Source organism: Pseudomonas sp. SCPG-7 (assembly GCF_002156405.1).
Taxonomy (GTDB): domain Bacteria; phylum Pseudomonadota; class Gammaproteobacteria; order Pseudomonadales; family Pseudomonadaceae; genus Aquipseudomonas; species Aquipseudomonas parakoreensis.
Window position 1 is genome coordinate 201,173 of record NZ_MVOO01000010.1, and the last position, 21,241, is coordinate 222,413.

A 21,241-nucleotide genomic window follows, 5' to 3' on the forward strand; every position below is an offset into this window, starting at 1 on the left:
GTGTTACACAAATCTGTTGCCGGGCCGGGCCAGGCCCAGGTTGTCGCGCAACGTCCGGCCCTCATACTCGGTTCTGAACAGCCCGCGCCGCTGCAGTTCCGGGACCACACCATGGGCGAAGTCTTCGAGCCCGCCCGGCAGGTGCGGCACCAGCACGTTGAAGCCATCCGCCGCGCCCTGTTCGAACCACGCCTGCAAGTGATCGGCGATCTGCGTCGGCGTGCCCACCAGGCTGTAATGCCCGCGTCCACCGGCAATCCTGCGGCCCAATTCGGCGAGGGTCAGATGCTCCCGCCCCGCCAGCTCAGTGAGCAGTTTCTGCCGGCTCTGCTGGCCGCTGTCGGTCAGTGGCAACTCCGGTAACGGGCCGTCCAGCGGGTACTTCGACAAGTCGAAGTTGCCCAGCATACGCCCAAGCAAGGCGACGCCAACCTCCGGTTCGACCAATTGCTGAAACGTTTCACATTTTTCCTGCGCTTCGGCTTCTGTCTGCCCGACGACGACAAACACTCCCGGCATGATTTTCAGCGAATCGGCACTGCGTCCGTACTTGGCCAGACGTCCCTTGAGATCGGCGTAGAACGCCTGCGCGCCAGCCAGTGAAGTCTGCGCGGTGAACACCACTTCAGCAGTTTGTGCCGCCAGCTCACGCCCGGTTTCGGACGAGCCGGCCTGCACGATCACCGGTTGTCCCTGTGGCGAGCGTGCGACGTTCAGCGGGCCTTTCACCCGAAAGTGTTCACCGACGTGATCCAGAACGTGAAGCTTCGACGGGTCGTAATAGGCGCCACTTGCCTTGTCGCGGACAAACGCATCATCCTCCCAACTGTCCCACAGCCCGGTGACCACCTGATGAAACTCCCGGGCACGGCTGTAGCGTTCGGCGTGGCCGATGTGCTCGTCGCGACCAAAATTCAGCGCCTCGGCGGCGTTGTCCGAGGTCACCAGATTCCACCCGGCACGGCCGCCCGACAGATGATCGAGCGAAGCGAATTTACGCGCCACGTGGTACGGCTCGTTGTAGCTGGTGGTCGCCGTGGCGATCAGGCCGATGTGCTCGGTCACCGCGCTCAGGGCCGAGAGCAAGGTCAGCGGTTCGAAGTGATCCGAGCGCGCCATGCGGCTGGCGATGTCCTGGGTCGGCGCGGCGACGCTGTCGGCGACGAACAGCGTGTCGAACCTCGCCGCCTCGGCAATCTGCGCCAGACGCTTGTAGTGGGCGAAATCCAGGCCGGCATTGGCCGGTACCTGCGGGTGCCGCCACGCAGCGACGTGGTGCCCGGTGGCCATGAGAAACGCGCCGAGTTTCAACTGTCTGCTCATCTCAGAAATCCTTGCGCAGTTGCACGCCGAAGTAGCGCTCGTCATCCCGTGGCACGGCGCGATAGATGTAGTTGCCGCCGCTGGCCAGCAGCGGTGAGTAGGATTTGTCGGCGAGGTTCTTGCCCAGCAGCGTCACGCGCCAGCCGTTGCTGTAATCGGCGAGCGCGACGCTGGCGTTCCAGATGCCGTAAGCGCCTTGTTTGGTGTCGGCGTTCTGGCTGATGTCGTACTGCACTTCGCTCTGCCAGCTGTAGTCGGTGCCGAGCTCGATATCGAGGCCGTTGTCCAGCGGGATGCTGTAGTCGGCGCGCACGTAGCTTTTCCAGTCCGGACTGAACGGCAGCGGTTTGCCATTGACGTTGCACGACGCCGCCGCACCTGCCGGGCAGCTGAATTGATCGATACGCGCGCGGGTGTAAGCCAGCGCCCCGGAGAACTTCAGTTGCTGGGTCGCCTGCAAGGCGTAATCGAGTTCGACGCCTTCGGTGCTGACGCTGCCGGCGTTGATCAGGCGCGTCACCACTTGCCCGGCGACGGTGTCGAAAAAGTTCGCCTGGTAGTTGTCGTAATCGCTGTGGAACACCGCGAGGTTGGTGGTCAGCCGGTTGTTCCAGCGGGTGGCCTTGATCCCCGCCTCCCAGGTGTTCGAAGTCTCCGGTTTCAGCGCTTCGGTGTCACGCGGCTGCATGTTGAAGAACACGTTGTACGCCGGGCCTTTGTAGCCACGCGAATAGGTCAGATACGTGGTGACCGCATCGCTAAGGTCGTACTGCACACCTAGCCGACCGGACCAGCCGTCCTCGTCCACCGAACCGGAACTGCTGGTGGCCGGCTGGATGCCGCTGACTGTGGTCGCCGAGGTCGAGACGCGGCGGTGATCGTATTCAAGATCGTCGTGGGTGTAGCGCAGGCCGGCGATGCCGCGAAAGTCCGAGGTGAAGTTCAGTGTGGCTTCGCCGAACGCGGCGTAGCTGTCGCTGGTGGTGCTGTAATCGGCGACGCCACGGTCGGTGCGTGTGGTGGTGGTCAAGGTGCGTTGATAGGTCTCGTCGTCCTTGCCGTGCATGTAGAAAAGGCCGCCGACGTATTCGAGGAACTCACCTTTCGGCGAAGCCAGGCGCAGCTCCTGCGAGTACTGATCAAAGGCCAGATCGCCCTTGTCGGCGGTGCCGGGGAACGCTGCCGTGATCGTGCTCAGCCGATCGCCATCCTGATACTGCGTGTTGTCCCAGCCGCGCCACGCGGTGATCGACGTCAGGGTGTAATCGCCCAGTTGCCAGTCGAGCTGGCCGGACAGGCCCTTGTTGGTGTCCTCGACATGGCTGCGGGTGTCGGTGTTGATGTCGCGGTTGTGGCTGCTGGCGTAGACCGGGCCCAGCGCGTTGGCGAAGGCCGGGGTCAGCGACTTGCTGACCACGCCGTTGGGGCCGTCGTCGTGGGACTGCATGTAGTCGGCAATCAAGGTGAAGGTGACGTCGTCGTTCGGGGTGAATTCGAGTTTGCCGCGTACCCCGCGATGGTTGTAGCCGTTGACCTCCTGGCCGTTGTGCTGGTTATCGACGTTGCCGTCGTACGTGCCGAACAGGGTGCTGATCGACCCCTTGAGCTTATCCGGAATCAGGCTGCCGCCAATGCCGAAGCGGGTGCGGCTTTCGTTGCCGCTGTAGTACGACTGGTCGATGTAGCCGTGGGTCTCGTTGGTCGGCGCTTTGCTGGTGATGTTGAGCACGCCGGCCGAGGCGTTCTTGCCGAACAATGTGCCTTGCGGGCCACGCAGCACTTCGACGCGCTCCAGATCCAGCAGGTCGAGAGTCGATTGACCGGGACGCGCATAGACCACGCCATCGATCACCGTGGCCACCGTTGGCTCGACGCCGGGCGAGGTGGAAATCGTGCCGACGCCCCGCACAAACAACGAGGTGTCCTTGTTCGACGCCCCAGTGCGGAAATTCAGCGACGGCACTTGCTGGACGATGCTTGCCACGCCGTTACGGTTATCGCGCTCCAGTTGTTCGCCGTCGATCACCGAGACTGCCACCGGAACCTTCTGCAGCGACTCTTCGCGGCGAGTGGCGGTGACCGTGACGGACTTGAGGGTCGGCTCTTGTTCGCTGCTGTCGGCGGCGAAAGCAGTGGGCAGCGGCAACGCCGCCAGCCCTGTAAAAATCCAGCCAGCGGCGCGAATCGATTGCACCAGTTTGTGTGTCGCCCCAGGAGTGTTGTGCATGGTTGCCCGCTCGAAATTGGCCCTGTACCGCTGCCGTTCTGCGACGACAGCGCCTGAATCGTTGTCTTGGGCATTCGCTCGAGCGAGTAGCAGACAATGCGCTTTGTTAGCGCTAACATCGCCAGTATTGGCAAGCTCGGCATAGAGCGTCCAATACTGAAAAATTACTTTTATATGCGTTTTTGTTTTTAAGAAGGATCGAGCCTTGAGCCAGGAAAAGCCTCGCAAACGCCGTGGCGCCGGACGCGTGACCCTGAATGCAGTGGCGCGCGAGGCTGGCGTCTCGGCGATTACCGTGTCGCGCTATTTCAATCAGCCGGAAACCGTCTCGCCCGAGCGCCGCGAGCGGATCGCGGCGGTGGTGGCCGAGCTGGGTTACGTGCCGAATCTGGTGGCCGGCGGCCTGGCCTCGGCGCGGGGCAAAATCGTCGGCATGGTGATTCCGAACATCTCCGGGCCGATTTTTGCCAACACCATTCAGGGCTTCAGCGACACCCTCAGCCGCCACGGTTATCAGCTGCTGCTGGCGTCGAGTTACTTCAGCACCGAACAGGAAGAAAACGCCGTGCGCGCATTTCTTGGCTGGTCGCCGGCCGCGTTGGTGCTGACCAGTCATTTCCATAGTTCGGGCACGGAAAAGATGATTGCCGAGGCGGATATTCCGGTGATCGAAACCTGGGATTACCAGCCGGATCGCGAGCCGATGCAGATTGGCTTTTCGCACTATGAAGTCGGCGTGAGCGCTGCGCGTTATCTGCATGACAAAGGCTATCGCCGCATCGCCTTCGTGCAGAACAGCGCACTCGGTGACCTCAGTGCCCTCGAACGTCGCGACGGTTATGCCGCCACCGTGCGCGAGTTCGGCCTTGAGCCTTGGGTATTCGCCCCCGACGCCGACCGAGCGCCGTTCGAAGCCGGCAAGCAAGCGATGGAAGCGCTGATGAACGCCGCTCTCCGCCCCGACGCGATCATCTTCGCCAACGACAACCTCGCCGCCGGCGGCCTGCTCGCCGGGCAACGCGCAGGCCTCAAGATTCCCGAAGACTGCGCCGTACTCGGCTTCGGCGATTACCCGTTCGCCGAGATGCTGTTGCCGAGCCTGAGCACGATCAAGCCACCGGCACTGGAGATCGGCGTGCTGGCGGCAACGCGGGTATTGGAAAGCCTTGGGGTGTTGCCGAGCGATGATGTGCAGCGGCTGAATCTGTTGCAATGCAACGTGATCGAGCGCGAAAGCACCTGACGAAAATGGCCTCGGCTTGATTGGCTATGCTCCAAGTAACACCGAGGGGGCCCCTTCGCGGGCAAGCCCGCTCCCACAGGATTTCGCGTTTTTCTCAGAATCTGTACTCAACACAAAAACCTGTGGGAGCGGGCTTGCCCGCGAAGGCGTCCGATCAAGCACCGCATAACCCGCAGGTACACCCATGCACACCGCCATCATCATCTTCTTCGGCCTGGTCCTGCTCGCCCTGATGCTCTACATCGGCGAGCACATTGGCTTCAGCCGGCAGACCCTGGCCTACAGCTTCGCCGCGCTGTGGCTGGCGTTGACGGTGATCAATGGTGCGGTGGGGGTGGTGCATGCCGGGCAGCCGCTGGGTTCGGAGATCGCGGTGGGCAGCGCAGTGTTCGGAGTGCCGATGGCGGCGATGGTGTTGTTCATGGTACTGAGCGCCGAGTCGTGAAACGTCCCGGCGCTCAGTTGCCGATCAACGCACCAGATGCAGGAACTGCATGTGGCGTTCGTACTGGTCGAGGATGTCGTTGATGATCTGTTCCTTGGTGTAGCCGACCAGATCGTAGTCCTGACTGCCCTCGCTCAAGTGCACTTCAGCGCGGTAGTAGCGGCGGTTGTTGAGCTGCTTGGAACCCATGCCACCCCGAGCAAACGACGGCGTGAAATAGCCGCGCATCTGCACCTGATAGATGAACGGATGCTGCTCGCCGTGGCCGATTTCCAGGCTGATGTTGTCGTGCGCCGGATCCGGCTGCGTGACCACGTTCAGACCCTTCTCGACAAATACCGCCGTCACTTCTTCGATCGCCGGACGCACCGTGGTGTCCATGAAGCGGTAAACCTCGTCGCGCGACGGGAAGTGCACCGCCTGACTCAGACGTTGGCGCCAGCCGCCCGTGCCACGCCGCGAACCGGAGACCGGTGCCAGCGAATGCAGTTGCGCGATCTGCTTCTGCGATTCCAGATAGAACGCCTTGTGCAGGCCCCACATCATCAGTAGCAAAATCATCGAGAACGGCAACGAAGTCAGCACCACCGCCGATTTCAGCGCATCGATACTGCCGGAGAACAACAGCGCACTGGTCACCAGCGCGGTCATCGCGCCCCAGAACACGCGCAGCCATTTCGGCCCGTCTTCGTCCGGATTGCCGCCCTTCGCCGACAAGGTCGAAAGCACCACGGTGCCGGAATCGGCAGAAGTGACGAAGAACACGAAGCTGATGAACACCGTCACCGCGATGACGGTTTTGCTCCACGGGTAGGTTTCCAGCAGCAGATAAAGGCTCATCGACGGGTTGTCGAGGGCCGACATGCCCAGCGCCGACATACCGTGGTTGAGCACCTGATCGATCGCACTGTTGCCGAAGATCGACATCCACGCCAGGGTGAAACCGAGCGGAATCAGCAGCACGCCGAAGACGAATTCGCGGATGGTGCGGCCACGGGAAATCCGCGCGATGAACAGGCCCACGAACGGCGACCATGCGATCCACCAGGCCCAGTAGAACACGGTCCAGCCGCCGAGCCAGTCGCTTGGTTTGTCGTAGGCGTAGAGGTCGAAACTCTTCATCGGCAACGCGCCGAGGTAGTCGCCGAGGTTCTGGATCAGGGTATTGAGCAGGTGCTGGGTGGGACCGGCGAACAACACGAACAGCAGCAGCGCACAGGCCAGCAACATGTTGATGTCGGACATCACCCGCACGCCCTTGTCCACACCGGAGACGGCGACGATGATCGCCGCGCCCATCATCAGCGTGATCAGGCCGACCTGAATCCATTGGGTGTGGGCGATGCCGAACAGGTAGTCCAGACCCGAGTTGAGGTGCAGCACACCAAAACCCATGTCGGCACCCAGGCCGAACACCGTAGCGATAATGCCGAAGCCGTCTACCGCGTAACCGATGGGGCCGTTGATGCGCTTGCCGATCAGCGGGTACAGCGCCGAACGCAAGGCCAGCGGCAGGTTATGCCGGTAGGCGAAATAGGCCAGCGCCATGCCGACGAAGGCGAACACGCCCCAGCCGTGCAGGCCCCAGTGCAGAAACAGAATCTGCATCGCCTGCCGCGCTGCATCGGCAGTGCCGGCCTCGCCTTGCGGCGGTTGCAGCATGTGGGTCAGCGGCTCCGACACGCAGAAGAAGAACAACGTGATGCTGATCCCGGCGGCGAACAGCATGCCGGCCCAGGACAGGTAACTGAACTCGGGTTCGTCGTGGTCGGCACCGAGTTTGATCTTGCCGTAGCCTGATAACGCGGTGACCACCACGAAGACCAGATACAGCGTCATCGCAAGCATGTAGTACCAGCCGACCGTATTGGCCGCCCAGTTTTGCGCAGCCAGCAACCAGGCGCCTGCCTGCTCCGGCATGGCGATGACAACCAGACCAAACAGCAGAATCACCGTCGCGGCGAAGTAGAACACCGGCGGATTCATGCGCACCAGACCGCTGGCGGGGGTAGACGATGCACTCATGAAACGTGCACCTCGAGGGGTTGAATCGTGGCTGAAATGATCGGACTCAGCAAAGGCAAGCCTCCTGTTGTGAGCGGGCAGCGAACCACCGGTTTAACTTGAATGAACGTTCAAGTTAAACATGGATAGGGTGGTAAGGACTAATCGCAGGGCCAGGCGGTAGTTTTCGTACAGCAGCCCAAGGAGGGGTATGACGCGGGTTTGAAGGGATTCGTTCAATGGAGAATTGGCTGAATGCCATCAACCTGGTTCGGTGCGAAAATTGTGGCGAGGGAGCTTGCTCCCGCTGGACTGCGCAGCAGTCCCAATCCGGCGTCAGTCGTAATTGGGAGTCCTGCGGCCTCCAGCGGGAGCAAGCTCCCTCGCCACAAACGAACTGGAAATCTTACTTCTGCGTCCCGTCATCATGCTGCAGATTGGCCTGGGTCAGGTTGCTCCCCGCCGGCACACTGCGGGTCAGCCAGACATTGCCGCCAATGGTCGAACCCTGGCCGATGGTGATCCGCCCCAGAATCGTCGCTCCGGCATAAATCACCACGTCATCCTCGACAATCGGATGCCGTGGATGCCCCTTCTGCAACTGCCCGTCTTCATCGGCCGGGAAGCGCTTGGCGCCCAAGGTCACGGCCTGATAAATCCGCACCCGCTCGCCGATGATCGCGGTCTCGCCGATCACCACACCGGTGCCGTGGTCGATAAAGAAACTGCGGCCGATCTGCGCGCCCGGATGGATGTCGATGCCGGTGGCCGAGTGCGCAATTTCCGCGCTGATCCGCGCCAGCAACGGCAACCCGGCGCGATACAGATGGTGCGCCAGACGATGGTGAATCACCGCCAGAATCCCCGGATAGCACAACAGCACCTCATCGACGCTGCGTGCCGCCGGGTCACCGTGATAGGCCGCCAGCACGTCGGTATCGAGCAGGCTGCGCAGGCCCGGCAAGGCCAGGGCAAAATCCTGAATGATGCGGATCGCCTGCGCTTCGACATCAGCATCGCCTTGCGCGGTGTGCCGGGCGACATACCGCAATTCCAGCCGCGCCTGCGCCAGCAAGGCATTCAACGCGGTATCGAGGGTGTGGCCGACATAGAAGTCTTCGCTTTCCTCACGCAGATCCACCGGTCCCAGCCGCATCGGGAACAACGCACCACACAGCGCCTCGAGAATCTCGGCCATCGCCGCGCGGGACGGCAACTCGCGACCACCCTGCTCGCCACTGGCCCGGCCATTCTGGGTACGCCACTGATCCCGCGCGGTACGCAGTTGGCTGACGATGGTCTGCAATTGCCAATGGCTGGAACGCTCGCTCACGGTAAAGACTCCTCACAGGCGGCCGGTCTGGCCGCGTCAACGGCAACTACTTTACGACATGCCCACAAGGACGAATTAAGAACCGATAGTGCTGGCGTAAGCACATTTGGCTATAAGCAATTCACGGTTGCCCCGCTAAAACGGCCTGCCTATAGTCCTGTCATCTTCCTCCGCCAGTACGGGCTCATGATCAAACAACAGCTGGATCGCTTTAACCGTCTCGACCTGCTCGGCCAACCGACGCCTCTGGAAAAACTCGAACGCCTGTCTGCCTGGCTGGGCCGCGATGTGTACATCAAACGCGATGACCTGACGCCGCTGGCCATGGGCGGCAACAAGCTGCGCAAACTCGAATACCTCGCTGCCGACGCCCTCGCCCAGGGCGCCGACACGCTGATCACCGCCGGTGCCTTGCAATCGAACCACGTACGCCAGACCGCCGCGCTGGCGGCCAGACTCGGCCTGGGTTGCGTGGCGCTGCTGGAAAATCCGCTGGGCACCGATGACAGCAATTACACCGGCAACGGCAACCGTCTGCTGCTCGATCTGTTCGACACCAAGGTCGAGTTGGTGGACAACCTCGACAACGCCGACGAACAACTCGCCGCACTCGCCGTGCGCCTGCGCAGCAATGGCAAGAAACCGTATCTGGTGCCGATCGGTGGCTCCAATGCTCTCGGTGCATTGGGCTACGTGCGTGCCGGTCTGGAACTGGCCGAGCAGATCAAGGACACCGGCCTGGAATTCGCCGCCGTGGTGCTGGCCTCGGGCAGCGCCGGGACCCACAGTGGTCTGGCGCTGGCGTTGAGCGAAGCGCTGCCGCAATTGCCGGTGATCGGCGTGACCGTCTCGCGCAGCGAAGAAGATCAGCGCCCGAAAGTGCAAGGTCTGGCCGAACGTACGGCGGACCTGCTGGGCGTGAAATTGCCAGTGAACTTCAAGGTCGAGTTGTGGGACGAATACTTCGGTCCGCGTTACGGCGAGCCGAATGCCGGGACACTGGCGGCGGTGAAGCTGTTGGCCAGTCAGGACGCGGTGTTGCTCGACCCGGTGTATACCGGCAAGGCCATGGCTGGTCTGCTCGACGGGATCGGCCGCCAGCGTTTCGACGATGGCCCGATCATCTTCCTGCATACCGGTGGGGCGCCGGCGTTGTTTGCCTACAGGGATGCTTTGAGCGGTTGAAGCGCTTTTGTGGCGAGGGAGCTTGCTCCCGCCGGGGCGCGCAGCGCCCCCAAACCTGCTTTCGCGTTTTTCAGTTGAACACTGGCGCCAGTTATTGCGACTGCTGCGCAGTCGGGCGGGAGCAAGCTCCCTCGCCACAGGCAGATACCACATATTCCATATATGAATATCAAATTAGACATTAAGTATTTTCAAGTCTAAAGCAGACATCTTATAGTCTCGCCGCAGGCGAATTTCGGGCAAGACGCATAAGCTGCTTTAGGGCACGATAACGCAGTCGTTCAACTCCCGGATTCGCCAACTTTCCTTAAGCGTCTTCCATAAGAAAACACAGGGGCTTGTCATGAATTTTTCCGCACTACGTCGCACTCTGCTGGTAGGTTCGCTGGGCCTTGCACTGAGCGCCGGCCTGATCGGCCAGGCTACCGCCGGTGAGCAGCTGCAACAGATCAAGGACAAAGGCGTCATCAACGTCGGCCTGGAAGGCACTTATCCACCGTTCAGCTTCGTTGACGAGAACGGCAAACTGTCCGGTTTCGAAGTCGAGCTCTCCGAAGCCCTGGCGCAGAAACTCGGCGTGAAAGCCAAGATTCAGCCGACCAAGTGGGACGGTATCCTCGCTGCGCTGGAATCCAAACGTCTGGACGTCGTGGTCAACCAGGTGACCATCTCCGACGAGCGCAAGAAGAAATATGACTTCTCCGAGCCGTACACCGTTTCCGGGATTCAGGCGCTGGTGCTGAAGGACAAGGAAGCCAAGTTGAACATCAAGACTGCCGCCGATCTGTCCGGCAAGAAAGTCGGTGTCGGCCTGGGCACCAACTACGAACAATGGGTTCGCGCCAACGTGCCGGGCGCTGACGTGCGCACCTACGACGATGATCCGACCAAGTTCGCCGACCTGAACAACGGCCGCACCGACGCCATCCTGATCGACCGTCTGGCCGCACTGGAATACGCCAAGAAAGCCCCGAAAACCGTGGCTGCCGGTGAAGCGTTCTCCCGTCAGGAATCCGGTATCGCCCTGCGCAAAGGCGAGCCTGAGCTGCTGGCTGCGGTGAACAAAGCCCTCGACGAGCTGCGTGCCGACGGTACCCTTGAGAAGCTGTCGAAGAAATACTTCAACGCTGACGTCACCAAATAATGGAAGAAGCTTTCCAACTCGCACTGGACTCCGCGCCCTTTCTGCTCAAGGGCGCGTACTACACGGTTATCCTCAGCCTGGGCGGCATGTTCTTCGGCTTGCTGCTGGGCTTCGGCCTGGCCTTGATGCGCCTGTCGCGCTTCAAACTGGTGAGCTGGATTGCCCGCATCTACGTGTCGTTCTTCCGCGGCACGCCGTTGCTGGTGCAACTGTTCGTGATCTATTACGGCTTGCCGCAACTGGGTCTGGAACTGGATCCGCTGCCGGCGGCGCTGATCGGCTTCTCGCTGAACATGGCCGCCTACGCCTGTGAAATCCTCCGTGCGGCGATCGGTTCGATCGAACGTGGTCAATGGGAGGCCGCTGCCAGCATCGGCATGACCCGTGCGCAAACCCTGCGCCGGGCCATCCTGCCGCAGGCCATGCGCACGGCGCTGCCGCCGTTGGGCAACAGCTTCATTTCGCTGGTCAAGGACACGGCACTGGCCGCCACCATTCAGGTGCCGGAACTGTTCCGCCAGGCGCAACTGATTACCGCCCGGACTTTCGAAGTCTTCACCATGTATCTTGCCGCCGCGCTGATCTACTGGATTCTGGCCACGGTGCTGTCGCACCTGCAGAACAAGTTGGAAGAGCGGGCCAATCGGCACGACCAGGAGTCCTGACCCATGATTGTCGTGGAAAAACTGACAAAGCAGTTCAAGGGTCAAGAGGTGCTCAAAGGCATCGATCTTGAGGTGAAGGAAGGCGAGGTCGTGGCCATCATCGGCCCTAGCGGTTCGGGTAAAACCACGTTCCTGCGCTGCCTGAATTTCCTTGAAGAGCCCACCAGTGGCCGGATCAAGGTCGGTGATATCGAAATCGATACCCGCCGTCCTCTGAGCCAGCAACAAAGCCTGGTGCGCAACCTGCGCCAGCACGTGGGTTTCGTGTTCCAGAACTTCAACCTGTTCCCCCACCGCACCGCCCTGGAAAACGTCATCGAAGGGCCGATCGTGGTCAAGAAGATGCCGCGCGAGCAAGCCGTTGCCCTGGGCATGAAGCTGCTGGCCAAGGTCGGTCTGGCCGGCAAGGAAGATGCGTATCCGCGTCGTCTGTCCGGCGGTCAGCAACAGCGCGTGGCGATTGCCCGGGCGCTGGCGATGGAGCCGGAAGTGATCCTGTTCGACGAGCCGACCTCGGCGCTCGACCCGGAACTGGTCGGCGAAGTGTTGGCGACCATTCGTGGTCTGGCTGAAGAAAAACGCACCATGGTCATCGTCACTCACGAAATGGGTTTCGCCCGCGATGTGGCCAACCGTGTGGTGTTTTTTGACAAGGGCGTGATCGTCGAGCAAGGCGAAGCCAAAGCCTTGTTTGCCAACCCGAAAGAAGAGCGCACCAAACAGTTTCTCAGCAAGTTTCTGAATCACGCCTGAGAAGCTTATTGTCTGGAGTCATTAACTTCCACGGATGGAAGTTATACTTTTCCCGCCTACACAAACATCTAAGCCCCTCCATTCTAAAACCTGTCAAAACAATACATACATGTTCTGTAGCCGTTGGGCTTAATCCGTTGCGCATCTCTTTGCCTGCGAAACGATCCAAACTCGCCTGCACTAAAACAATAAAAACTGCCAAAAAACCGTAGTTCCATTCGCCATTGCGGCTAGGCAGCGTGACTGCACAACGTAGGAATCTTCTGATTAATCGGTAATTCACGGATTAACTAAGACACTCTATTGACACTCTTTCCCGCACACTCTTATCTAGTCGTCAACCGGCACCCACTAGTTGAATCAATTCGCACTCAGCCTGAACAAAAGTTCAGGCTGCATTACCGATTCATCACGCCTTTTGTTTTTTCAAGAAACGGAATTCGCCGCAAGATTTCAAGGAGAGAACCCGATGATCCGCACTTCGCATACCCCCGAACTGGCAGCCCCGCACCTGGCAGCCGCGCAGAAAAACGCCGTCAACCTGGCCGCGGCCGCGCATTTGCTGATCGATGTTCTGCCGTACCCCGGTATGGACGCCGGCGATCTGATCGAACTGTTCTGGAACAACTGCTACGTCGCCTCACGCGTCCTGACCAGTGAAGACCTCGGCACATCGGTCAGTCTGCGAGTGCCGGAGAGCTTCATCGCCAGCGGCACCGCACGGATTCACTATCGGGTCATGCAAATCGGGCAGGGACCTGCGCTGTCGGCGGCAACACGGGTTCAAGTCAAGCTCGACTGCCCAGGCGGCCAGCCTTCGGCGTTGTGCGGTGACGAGAATCAGCAACTGGCGCCGGTCACGGTACCCGACACCATCCGCCGCCAGGGCGTGAATCCCAATCAGATCAAACGCGGCGTGCCTCTGACCATCGAGCCCTACCGGAACATGGCCGAGGACGACGCCATCACCTTGCGCTGGGGCGATGTGCGCATGGACCTGGCCCGAATCACCGCTGCCGATGTCGGCCTACCGATTCAGGTCTGGGTACCACCGGCAGTGATCGTCGAGGGCGGTGAGGATCTGCGCCTCGACGTGACCTACTGCGTCATCGACTGGGTCGGCAACAACTCACGCTGGGCACCGCCACGGACGTTGAAGATCGGTTGCGTGAATCCTTATCTGAAGGTGCCGCTGCGCCAAGCGCTGAAGGCTGCTGAATCGACCAAGGATTGATACCGCATTCCTGTGCTCATGGGGCTTTGTAGTGAGGTGATTTAGCGAAAAGTCGCACCGCCCCGATGGACTGCGAAGCAATCCCGTTTTTTATGACTCAGAAAAGGCCGCTGCGCGGCCTGTCGGGGATGAATCCCCTCACCACAGGTTGTATTGCCACGGCTGAGAGACTGTTAACCAACCCGACCATCACCCCTTCTATACATATTCCTAAAAGTTAGTTTATTTAATATTTATACACGCTTAGGGTATATGAACCGGACCACCGGACATTCTTTCGTTCGCCGCACTTTTGCGGCGTTTTTCATGAGATGTGAGGTAGGTAGTATGGTCCGGAACACAATCACCCCAGTGCAGATCGCCAGGGCATTGCGTGCAGCCAGGGAGCGGCACTGATGTCCAGTCTGGCCGATGCAAACGTCCAGTCGGATCTGGACATCGCCCCGTTGTTGTTGCCCGCGCAGGTTTTGCGCAACGACGCCCAAGCCATCAAGGCTGCCCACGAACTGGCGCAAGTTGCCCGCGCGCAGGCTGCCAAACGTGATCGTCAGCGCAAGTTGCCGTGGTCGGAAATCGAACAGTTCACCCGCAGCGGTCTGGGCAGCATTGCCATCCCCCGTGAATACGGCGGCCCACAGGTTTCGTTTGTCACGTTGGCCGAGGTGTTCGCGATCATTTCCGCGGCCGACCCGGCGCTGGGACAGATCCCGCAGAACCAGTTCGGCATCATCAATCTGGTGCTCGGCAGCGCCACCGAGGCGCAGAAAAAACAGCTGTTCCAGAGTGTTCTGGAAGGCTGGCGCATCGGCAACGCCGGCCCTGAGCGCGGCACCAAAAACACCCTGGAATTGAAAGCGCGCATCACCGCCGACGGCGATGATTATGTGATCAACGGCCAGAAGTTTTATTCCACCGGCGCGCTGTTCGCGCACTGGGTGGCGGTCAAGGCGCTGAATGACGACGGCAAGCAGGTGCTGGCATTCGTCCGCCGTGGCACCCCGGGCCTGCGCATAGTCGATGACTGGTCAGGCTTCGGTCAGCGCACCACCGCCAGTGGCACGATTCTGCTCAACAACGTGCGGGTCGAGTCGAGCCTGGTGGTCGACAACTGGAAGATCAACGAGAAGCCAAACACTCAAGGTGCCGTGTCGCAGCTGATTCAAGCGGCCATCGACGCCGGCATCGCCCGTGGCGCCATCGACGACGCCATCGAATTCGTCAAAACCCGTGCGCGACCCTGGATCGACGCCAAGGTGGAACGCGCCAGCGATGACCTCTACGTGATCGCCGACATCGGCAAACTGAAAATCGAACTGCACGCCGCCGAGGCATTGCTGCGCAAGGCCGGGCAAGTGCTGGATCAGGTGCACGCCGCACCGCTCACCGCCGAGTCCGCCGCCCGCGCCTCGATTGCCGTGGCCGAAGCCAAAGTGCTGACTACCGAGATTTCCTTGCTCGCCAGCGAGAAGCTTTTCGAACTGGCCGGCAGCCGCGCGACCCTCGCCGAATTCAACCTCGACCGCCACTGGCGCAACGCCCGGGTGCACACCCTGCACGATCCGGTGCGCTGGAAATATCACGCGGTTGGCGCCTATCGCCTGAACGGTACTTTGCCGGCCCGCCATTCCTGGATCTGACGACCGCACACTTTCTCAAAGGCATTGGAGAGAACCATGACTTTTTCCCATCCCGTCGCGGTCATCACCAGCGATGAGCAAGCCCTGATCGTCGCCAGCGACCTGGCCGAAGATTTCAAACGCGACAGTGCCGTGCGCGACCGTGAACGCCGCCTGCCACTGCCGGAACTCGACGTATTTTCCCGCTCTGGCCTGTGGGGCATCAGCGTGCCCAAGGAATACGGCGGCGCCGGCGTGTCCAACGTGACCCTGGCCAAAGTCATCGCCCTGATCGCTCAGGCTGACGGCTCGCTCGGGCAGATTCCGCAGAACCATTTCTACGCCCTCGAAGTGCTGCGCGTTAACGGCAGCCACGAGCAGAAACAACGGCTGTACGCCGAGGTGCTGGCCGGCCAGCGCTTCGGCAATGCCTTGGCGGAACTCGGTACCAAAACCGCCCACGACCGCGTCACCCGCCTCGAGCGTGACGGCGACGGCTATCGCATCAACGGGCGCAAGTTTTATGCGACCGGCGCGATCTACGCGCAGCGCATCCCGACGTCGGTGGTTGATGAAAATGGCGTGCAGCAACTGGCCTTCGTCCCGCGTGACAGCAAGGGCCTGACGGTCATCGACGACTGGAGCGGTTTCGGCCAGCGCACCACCGGCAGCGGTTCGGTGGTGTTCGAAGACGTCTACGTTGCCGCCGACGACGTGATCCCGTTCCAGAGCGCCTTCGAGCGTCCGACCACGGTCGGCCCGCTGGCGCAGATTCTTCATGCCGCCATCGACACCGGCATCGCTCGCGCCGCTTACGAAGATGCCCTGCACTTCGTGCGCAGCAAAACCCGGCCGTGGATCGACTCCGGTAATGACAAGGCCACCGAAGACCCGCTGACCCTGAAGAGCTTCGGCCACTTGAGCATTCGTCTGCACGCCACTGAAGCACTGCTGGAACGCGCCGGCGAATCCCTCGACAAAGCCCAGGCCGAGACCAACGCCGAGACCGTCGCTGCTGCCTCGATTGCCGTCGCCGAAGCGCGGGCGATCAGCACCGAAATTTCCCTGGCTGCCGGCAGCACCCTGTTCGAACTGGCCGGTAGCCAGGCGACCCTGATCGAGCACGGCCTCGACCGTCACTGGCGCAATGCCCGGGTGCACACCCTGCACGACCCAGTGCGCTGGAAGTATCACGCGGTGGGCAATTACTACCTCAACGACGAAAAGCCTCCGCTGCGAGGAACGATCTGATGAGCGCCGCGAAAAAGAAGATCCTGCTCAATGCGTTCAACATGAACTGCATTGGCCACATCAACCACGGTTTGTGGACACACCCGCGCGACACCTCGACGCGCTACAACACCATCGAATACTGGACCGAACTGGCGCAGTTGCTGGAGCGCGGTTTGTTCGACGGACTGTTCATCGCCGACATCGTCGGCGTGTACGACGTCTACCAGAACTCGGTGGACGTCACGCTCAAAGAGTCGATCCAGTTGCCGGTCAACGACCCGCTGCTGCTGGTGTCAGCGATGGCCGCCGTGACGAAAAATCTCGGCTTCGGCCTCACCGCCAACCTCACCTATGAACCGCCCTATCTGTTCGCCCGCCGCATGTCCACGCTCGATCATCTGAGCCGTGGTCGGGTCGGCTGGAACATCGTCACCGGTTACCTCGACAGCGCCGCCAAGGCCATGGGCCTGCGCGAACAGGTCGAGCATGACCGTCGCTACGATCAGGCCGACGAGTACCTCGAAGTGCTCTACAAACTCTGGGAGGGCAGTTGGGAAAACGGCGCGGTGCTCAATGACCGCGTGCAGCGCATCTACGCCCAGCCGGAGAAGGTGCACAAGGTCGAGCACCACGGCGAATTCTATCAAGTCGAGGGTTATCACCTCTGCGAGCCGTCGCCGCAGCGCACGCCTGTGCTGTTCCAGGCTGGCAGTTCCGATCGTGGATTGCTGTTCGCCGGGCGTCACGCCGAGTGCGTGTTCATCAGCGGCCAGAACAAGCCATCGACCAAGGTGCAGGTGGACAAGGTCCGCGCCAGCGCCGTCGAGGCCGGGCGCAATCCCGAGGACATCAAGGTGTTCATGGGCCTCAACGTGATCGTCGGCGCGACCGAAGAGGCCGCGTGGGCCAAGCACGCAGAGTACTTGAGTCATGCCAGTGCCGAGGCCGGTGTGGCGCACTTCTCGGCGTCCACCGGCATCGATTTTTCCCAATACGAAATCGACGAGCCGATCCAGTACGTCAAGAGCAACGCCATCCAGTCCGCAACCAAGAACCTGCAGAACAACGACTGGACCCGCCGCAAATTGCTCGACCAGCACGCCCTCGGTGGCCGCTACATCACCGTGGTCGGCTCGCCTGAGCAAGTGGCGGATGAACTGGAAGCGTGGATCGCTGAAACCGGGCTGGACGGCTTCAACCTTACGCGCATCGTGACCCCGGAAAGCTATGTCGATTTCATCGAACTGGTGATTCCGGAGTTGCAGCGGCGCGGATCGTACAAGACCGCGTATGACAGCGGCAGTTTGCGCGAAAAGCTGTTTCACGCAGGGGCGCAGTTACCTGAGCAACATACCGGATCTTCGTACCGCCGCTAAAAGCATCGCTGGCAAGCCAGCTCCCACAAGGGTCTGTGGCGTTCACAAAACCTGTGGGAGCTGGCTTGCCAGCGATGAGGCCCGACCAGACACCACAAAATTCATGCACTGACTGGAAACCACACCATGACCCAGAAATTCCTGTCCCACCCAGTCAAAGCACTGGCCCTGGCATTCGGCCTGTTCAGCTCAGCGGTGTTCGCCGCCGATGCACCCCTTAAAATCGGCACCACCGCCGCCTTCGCGATTCCACTGGAAGCCGCCGTCGAAGAGGCCTCCAGACAAGGCCTGAAAGTCGAGCTGGTGGAGTTCACCGACTGGATCGCACCGAACGTCAGCCTCGCCGCCGGCGACATCGACGTGAACTACTTCCAGCACATCCCATTCCTCGAAAACGCCAAGGCCGCTTCCGGTTTTGACCTGGTGCCGTTCGCCCCGGGGATCATCAACAACGTCGGCCTCTACTCGAAAAAATACAAAAGCTTCGACGAGTTGCCCGAAGGCGCCAGCGTCGCCATCGCCAACGACCCGATCAACAGCGGTCGCGGCCTGCAACTGCTGGCCAAGGCCGGTCTGATCACCCTCAAACCTGGAGTCGGCTACAAGGCCACCGAAGACGATATCGTCGCCAACCCGAAGAAGATCAAGATCCTCCAAGTCGAAGCCGTGCAACTGGTGCGCGCCTACGATGACGCCGATCTGGTTCAGGGCTACCCGGCCTATATTCGTCTGGCGAAGACTTTTGACGCAGGCTCAGCGCTGCTGTTCGACGGTCTCGACCACAAGGAATACGTGATCCAGTTCGTCATCCAGCCGAAGAGCAAGGACGACCCGCGCCTGATCAAATTCGTCGACATCTACCAGCACTCGCCGGCCGTTCGCGCCGCACTGGATAAGGCTCACGGCAAGCTGTATCAGGCCGGTTGGGAAAGCTGAACATGACCGCCGCGATCCAACGGCGACTGGAGATTCCAGAGCCAAAACATGCTGAAAAAACCGAACTGCATCCCGAGCTGAATCGTGCCCACGTGCGCTTCATCGGCCTGGGTAAAACCTACGCGGGTCGGCAAGGCCCGGTGGCGGCCCTGCAAGGCATCGACCTGGCGATTCAGCGCGGCGAGGTGTTCGGCATCATCGGCCGCAGCGGCGCCGGCAAGTCGTCACTGATCCGCACGATCAATCGTCTGGAACAACCGACTGCGGGACGCGTGCTGATCGATCAGGTCGACATCGGCGAGTTCGATGAGGATCGCCTGGTCGCGCTGCGCCGAAGGATCGGCATGATCTTCCAGCACTTCAACCTGATGTCGGCCAAGACCGTGTGGCAGAACGTCGAACTGCCGCTGAAAGTCGCGGGCGTGCCGAAGGCGCAACGCGAGCAGAAGGTGCGTGAACTGCTCGAACTGGTCGGCCTGCAAGACAAGCACAAGGCTTACCCGGCGCAGCTTTCCGGCGGGCAGAAACAGCGCGTCGGCATCGCCCGCGCATTGGTGCATGACCCGGACATTCTGCTGTGCGACGAAGCCACTTCGGCGCTCGATCCCGAGACCACTCAGTCGATCCTCGGCCTGCTGCGCGAGATCAATCAGCGCCTGGGCCTGACCATTGTGCTGATCACTCACGAAATGGCGGTGATCCGCGAAATCTGCGACCGCGTGGTAGTGCTGGAACACGGGCGGATCGTCGAGCAGGGCCCGGTCTGGGAAGTGTTCGGCAATCCGCAGCACGAGGTCAGCCAGACCTTGCTCGCGCCGCTGCAACACGCCTTGCCGGCAGAACTGCAAAGCCGTCTGCATGCCCAGCCGCCCTCCTCCGAGGCGGCGGTGGTGCTGCGTTTGCAGTTCACCGGCAGTGCCAGCGACGAGCCGGATCTGGCAGCGCTGTTCGCCGCCCTCGGCGGACGCGTGAAGTTGCTGCAGGGCGGCGTCGAGCGGATTCAGGGCCACGCGCTGGGACACCTGTTGCTGGCGGTCAGCGGCTCATCCTTGAGTGCCGAACAATTGCGCGAGCGCGCCGGGCAGTGGGCGCAACGGGTGGAGGTATCGGGTTATGTGGTTTGATCGCTTGCTCCAGGGTTTCATCGACACCTTCCTGATGGTCGGCGTGTCGTCGCTGATCGCGTTGCTGGTGGGAATCCCGATGGCGGTGATTCTGGTCACCAGCGACAAGGGCGGGATCTATCAGGCGCCGCTGCTCAACCGGGCGCTGGGCGCGTTCGTGAATCTGTTCCGCTCGATCCCGTTTCTGATTCTGATGGTCGCGCTGATTCCGTTCACCCGGCTGATTGTCGGCACTACGTACGGTGTGTGGGCGGCGGTGGTGCCGCTGACCATCGCCGCGACACCGTTCTTTGCGCGGATTGCCGAAGTGAGTCTGCGTGAGGTCGATCACGGCTTGATCGAGGCGGCGCAAGCCATGGGCTGCCGGCGCTGGCACATCGTCTGGCATGTACTGTTGCCGGAAGCGCTGCCGGGGATCGTCGGCGGGTTCACGATTACGCTGGTGACGATGATCAACTCGTCAGCCATGGCCGGAGCGATTGGCGCCGGCGGCCTCGGCGATATCGCTTACCGCTACGGTTATCAACGTTTCGACAGCCAGATCATGCTGACGGTGATTGTGTTGCTGGTGGCGTTGGTGGCGGTGATTCAGTTGGGCGGCGATCGCCTCGCCAGAGGTCTGAACAAGCGCTGAAGCAAGATCAAAAGATCGCAGCCTTCGGCAGCTCCTACAGGGGAATGCGATCTTCTGTAGGAGCTGCCGAAGGCTGCGATCTTTTAAAGCGCGAAAGCGCTTATAGTCTGCTCAACTCCCCCAAACAGTCCGCCCCATGAAACAGACTCCCACCGATCTGGAACAGATCACCGCCACCACCCTCGGCCACTACAACTCGGTGGCCGAAGACTTCCGCGAAGGCACCCGCGATCACGATGTCAGCCAGAACATCGACGCCTTGCTTCGCCACATCCAGGGGCCGGCGCCCTTCACCCTGCTCGATTTCGGCTGCGGCCCCGGCCGTGATTTGCAGACGTTCACCCGCATGGGCCATGTCGCGGTCGGTCTCGATGGCTCAGAGGAATTTGCGCGCATGGCCCGCGAAGACAGCGGTTGCGAGGTCTGGCAGCAGGACTTTCTGAAACTCGATCTGCCGGCCGAGCGCTTCGACGGCATCTTCGCCAATGCGGTGCTGTTTCATGTGCCGTTGCAGGAGTTGCCGCGGGTGCTCAAGCAGCTGCATGGCACACTGAAACCGGGCGGGGTGTTGTTCAGTTCCAATCCGCGCGGGGATAACCGTGAGGGCTGGAATGGGCCACGCTACGGCTCATATCACGACCTGGACGCGTGGCGCGGGTTGTTGACGGCGGCGGGGTTTGTCGAGCTTGAACATTACTACCGGCCGGCGGGATTGCCGCGCGAGCAGCAGCCTTGGCTGGCGAGTGTCTGGCGGCGGGTTGGCTGA

Annotated in this window: 18 protein-coding genes; 14 read left to right on the forward strand and 4 right to left on the reverse strand. The window is 61.2% G+C overall.

The genetic code is table 11. The features are described from left to right. Positions 1-3: 3 nt before the first annotated feature. Complete coding sequence (locus tag B1722_RS19550; RefSeq protein WP_086793995.1) at positions 4-1,323, reverse strand: LLM class flavin-dependent oxidoreductase; 1,320 nt, start codon at positions 1,321-1,323, stop codon at positions 4-6. 1 nt (position 1,324) lies between these two features. Beyond that, the gene (locus B1722_RS19555; protein WP_086793997.1) at positions 1,325-3,550 is read right to left on the reverse strand and encodes a TonB-dependent receptor; all 2,226 of its coding nucleotides are present in this window, start codon (positions 3,548-3,550) and stop codon (positions 1,325-1,327) included. Between the two features lie 205 nt (positions 3,551-3,755). On the opposite strand from B1722_RS19555, the gene B1722_RS19560 reads away from it, so the two are divergent. Then, entirely contained in the window at positions 3,756-4,793 is a 1,038-nt protein-coding gene (locus B1722_RS19560) for a LacI family DNA-binding transcriptional regulator (protein ID WP_041071197.1), read from the forward strand. A 184-nt stretch (positions 4,794-4,977) separates the two neighbouring features. Continuing rightward, entirely contained in the window at positions 4,978-5,238 is a 261-nt protein-coding gene (locus B1722_RS19565) for a hypothetical protein (protein ID WP_041071194.1), read from the forward strand. A gap of 24 nt (positions 5,239-5,262) precedes the next feature. On the opposite strand, the gene betT is transcribed toward B1722_RS19565, so the two are convergent. Both betT and epsC read right to left on the reverse strand, forming a co-directional pair. Continuing rightward, a complete protein-coding gene (betT, locus tag B1722_RS19570; protein ID WP_174377299.1) occupies positions 5,263-7,224 on the reverse strand; it encodes a choline transporter BetT in 1,962 nt (653 codons plus the stop codon). A gap of 424 nt (positions 7,225-7,648) precedes the next feature. Beyond that, positions 7,649-8,575 (reverse strand): serine O-acetyltransferase EpsC, encoded by a 927-nt coding sequence (gene epsC, locus B1722_RS19575; protein ID WP_086793999.1) that lies wholly within the window; start codon positions 8,573-8,575, stop codon positions 7,649-7,651. A gap of 186 nt (positions 8,576-8,761) precedes the next feature. On the opposite strand from epsC, the gene B1722_RS19580 reads away from it, so the two are divergent. The 12 genes from B1722_RS19580 to B1722_RS19635 all read left to right on the forward strand — a co-directional run bounded on the left by B1722_RS19580 (position 8,762) and on the right by B1722_RS19635 (position 21,241). Then, on the forward strand, positions 8,762-9,760 hold the full coding sequence (locus B1722_RS19580; RefSeq protein WP_086794001.1) for a D-cysteine desulfhydrase: 999 nt from the start codon (positions 8,762-8,764) through the stop codon (positions 9,758-9,760). Positions 9,761-10,103: 343 nt separating this feature from the next. Continuing rightward, positions 10,104-10,904, forward strand: coding sequence for a cystine ABC transporter substrate-binding protein (gene tcyJ / locus B1722_RS19585; RefSeq protein WP_086794003.1), 801 nt, complete (start codon positions 10,104-10,106; stop codon positions 10,902-10,904). Further along, on the forward strand, positions 10,904-11,569 hold the full coding sequence (tcyL, locus tag B1722_RS19590; protein WP_003220607.1) for a cystine ABC transporter permease: 666 nt from the start codon (positions 10,904-10,906) through the stop codon (positions 11,567-11,569). Before tcyJ ends, tcyL begins: the two co-directional genes overlap by 1 nt. Before the next feature lie 3 nt (positions 11,570-11,572). Continuing rightward, complete coding sequence (gene tcyN / locus B1722_RS19595; RefSeq protein ID WP_047290800.1) at positions 11,573-12,322, forward strand: L-cystine ABC transporter ATP-binding protein TcyN; 750 nt, start codon at positions 11,573-11,575, stop codon at positions 12,320-12,322. Positions 12,323-12,791: 469 nt separating this feature from the next. After that, positions 12,792-13,556, forward strand: a complete 765-nt coding sequence (locus tag B1722_RS19600) for a hypothetical protein (protein WP_086794005.1) — start codon at positions 12,792-12,794, stop codon at positions 13,554-13,556. Positions 13,557-13,951: 395 nt separating this feature from the next. Further along, complete coding sequence (locus tag B1722_RS19605) at positions 13,952-15,193, forward strand: SfnB family sulfur acquisition oxidoreductase (protein WP_041071173.1); 1,242 nt, start codon at positions 13,952-13,954, stop codon at positions 15,191-15,193. A 36-nt stretch (positions 15,194-15,229) separates the two neighbouring features. Further along, positions 15,230-16,423 (forward strand): SfnB family sulfur acquisition oxidoreductase, encoded by a 1,194-nt coding sequence (locus B1722_RS19610; protein ID WP_086794007.1) that lies wholly within the window; start codon positions 15,230-15,232, stop codon positions 16,421-16,423. Then, positions 16,423-17,781: an LLM class flavin-dependent oxidoreductase gene (locus B1722_RS19615; protein WP_041071167.1), complete on the forward strand. Its 1,359-nt coding sequence runs from the start codon at positions 16,423-16,425 to the stop codon at positions 17,779-17,781. The genes B1722_RS19610 and B1722_RS19615 overlap by 1 nt, the downstream gene beginning before the upstream one ends. A gap of 126 nt (positions 17,782-17,907) precedes the next feature. Beyond that, complete coding sequence (locus tag B1722_RS19620; RefSeq protein WP_041071164.1) at positions 17,908-18,717, forward strand: MetQ/NlpA family ABC transporter substrate-binding protein; 810 nt, start codon at positions 17,908-17,910, stop codon at positions 18,715-18,717. A gap of 2 nt (positions 18,718-18,719) precedes the next feature. Further along, positions 18,720-19,841: a methionine ABC transporter ATP-binding protein gene (locus B1722_RS19625; protein WP_086794013.1), complete on the forward strand. Its 1,122-nt coding sequence runs from the start codon at positions 18,720-18,722 to the stop codon at positions 19,839-19,841. After that, positions 19,831-20,475, forward strand: a complete 645-nt coding sequence (locus B1722_RS19630) for a methionine ABC transporter permease (protein WP_027611182.1) — start codon at positions 19,831-19,833, stop codon at positions 20,473-20,475. Before B1722_RS19625 ends, B1722_RS19630 begins: the two co-directional genes overlap by 11 nt. A gap of 136 nt (positions 20,476-20,611) precedes the next feature. Further along, entirely contained in the window at positions 20,612-21,241 is a 630-nt protein-coding gene (locus B1722_RS19635) for a bifunctional 2-polyprenyl-6-hydroxyphenol methylase/3-demethylubiquinol 3-O-methyltransferase UbiG (protein WP_086794015.1), read from the forward strand.

Excerpts from the sequence above, each read along its gene's own strand:
- B1722_RS19565 (WP_041071194.1), top strand. The coding sequence starts at position 4,978 with ATGCACACCGCCATCATCATCTTCTTCGGCCTGGTCCTGCTCGCCCTG.
- tcyN (WP_047290800.1), top strand. The coding sequence starts at position 11,573 with ATGATTGTCGTGGAAAAACTGACAAAGCAGTTCAAGGGTCAAGAGGTG.
- tcyL (WP_003220607.1), top strand. The coding sequence starts at position 10,904 with ATGGAAGAAGCTTTCCAACTCGCACTGGACTCCGCGCCCTTTCTGCTC.
- B1722_RS19600 (WP_086794005.1), top strand. The coding sequence starts at position 12,792 with ATGATCCGCACTTCGCATACCCCCGAACTGGCAGCCCCGCACCTGGCA.
- B1722_RS19555 (WP_086793997.1), bottom strand. The coding sequence starts at position 3,550 with ATGCACAACACTCCTGGGGCGACACACAAACTGGTGCAATCGATTCGC.
- B1722_RS19630 (WP_027611182.1), top strand. The coding sequence starts at position 19,831 with ATGTGGTTTGATCGCTTGCTCCAGGGTTTCATCGACACCTTCCTGATG.
- B1722_RS19615 (WP_041071167.1), top strand. The coding sequence starts at position 16,423 with ATGAGCGCCGCGAAAAAGAAGATCCTGCTCAATGCGTTCAACATGAAC.
- B1722_RS19605 (WP_041071173.1), top strand. The coding sequence starts at position 13,952 with ATGTCCAGTCTGGCCGATGCAAACGTCCAGTCGGATCTGGACATCGCC.
- B1722_RS19610 (WP_086794007.1), top strand. The coding sequence starts at position 15,230 with ATGACTTTTTCCCATCCCGTCGCGGTCATCACCAGCGATGAGCAAGCC.
- B1722_RS19635 (WP_086794015.1), top strand. The coding sequence starts at position 20,612 with ATGAAACAGACTCCCACCGATCTGGAACAGATCACCGCCACCACCCTC.
- betT (WP_174377299.1), bottom strand. The coding sequence starts at position 7,224 with ATGAATCCGCCGGTGTTCTACTTCGCCGCGACGGTGATTCTGCTGTTT.
- B1722_RS19580 (WP_086794001.1), top strand. The coding sequence starts at position 8,762 with ATGATCAAACAACAGCTGGATCGCTTTAACCGTCTCGACCTGCTCGGC.
- B1722_RS19625 (WP_086794013.1), top strand. The coding sequence starts at position 18,720 with ATGACCGCCGCGATCCAACGGCGACTGGAGATTCCAGAGCCAAAACAT.
- B1722_RS19620 (WP_041071164.1), top strand. The coding sequence starts at position 17,908 with ATGACCCAGAAATTCCTGTCCCACCCAGTCAAAGCACTGGCCCTGGCA.
- tcyJ (WP_086794003.1), top strand. The coding sequence starts at position 10,104 with ATGAATTTTTCCGCACTACGTCGCACTCTGCTGGTAGGTTCGCTGGGC.
- B1722_RS19550 (WP_086793995.1), bottom strand. The coding sequence starts at position 1,323 with ATGAGCAGACAGTTGAAACTCGGCGCGTTTCTCATGGCCACCGGGCAC.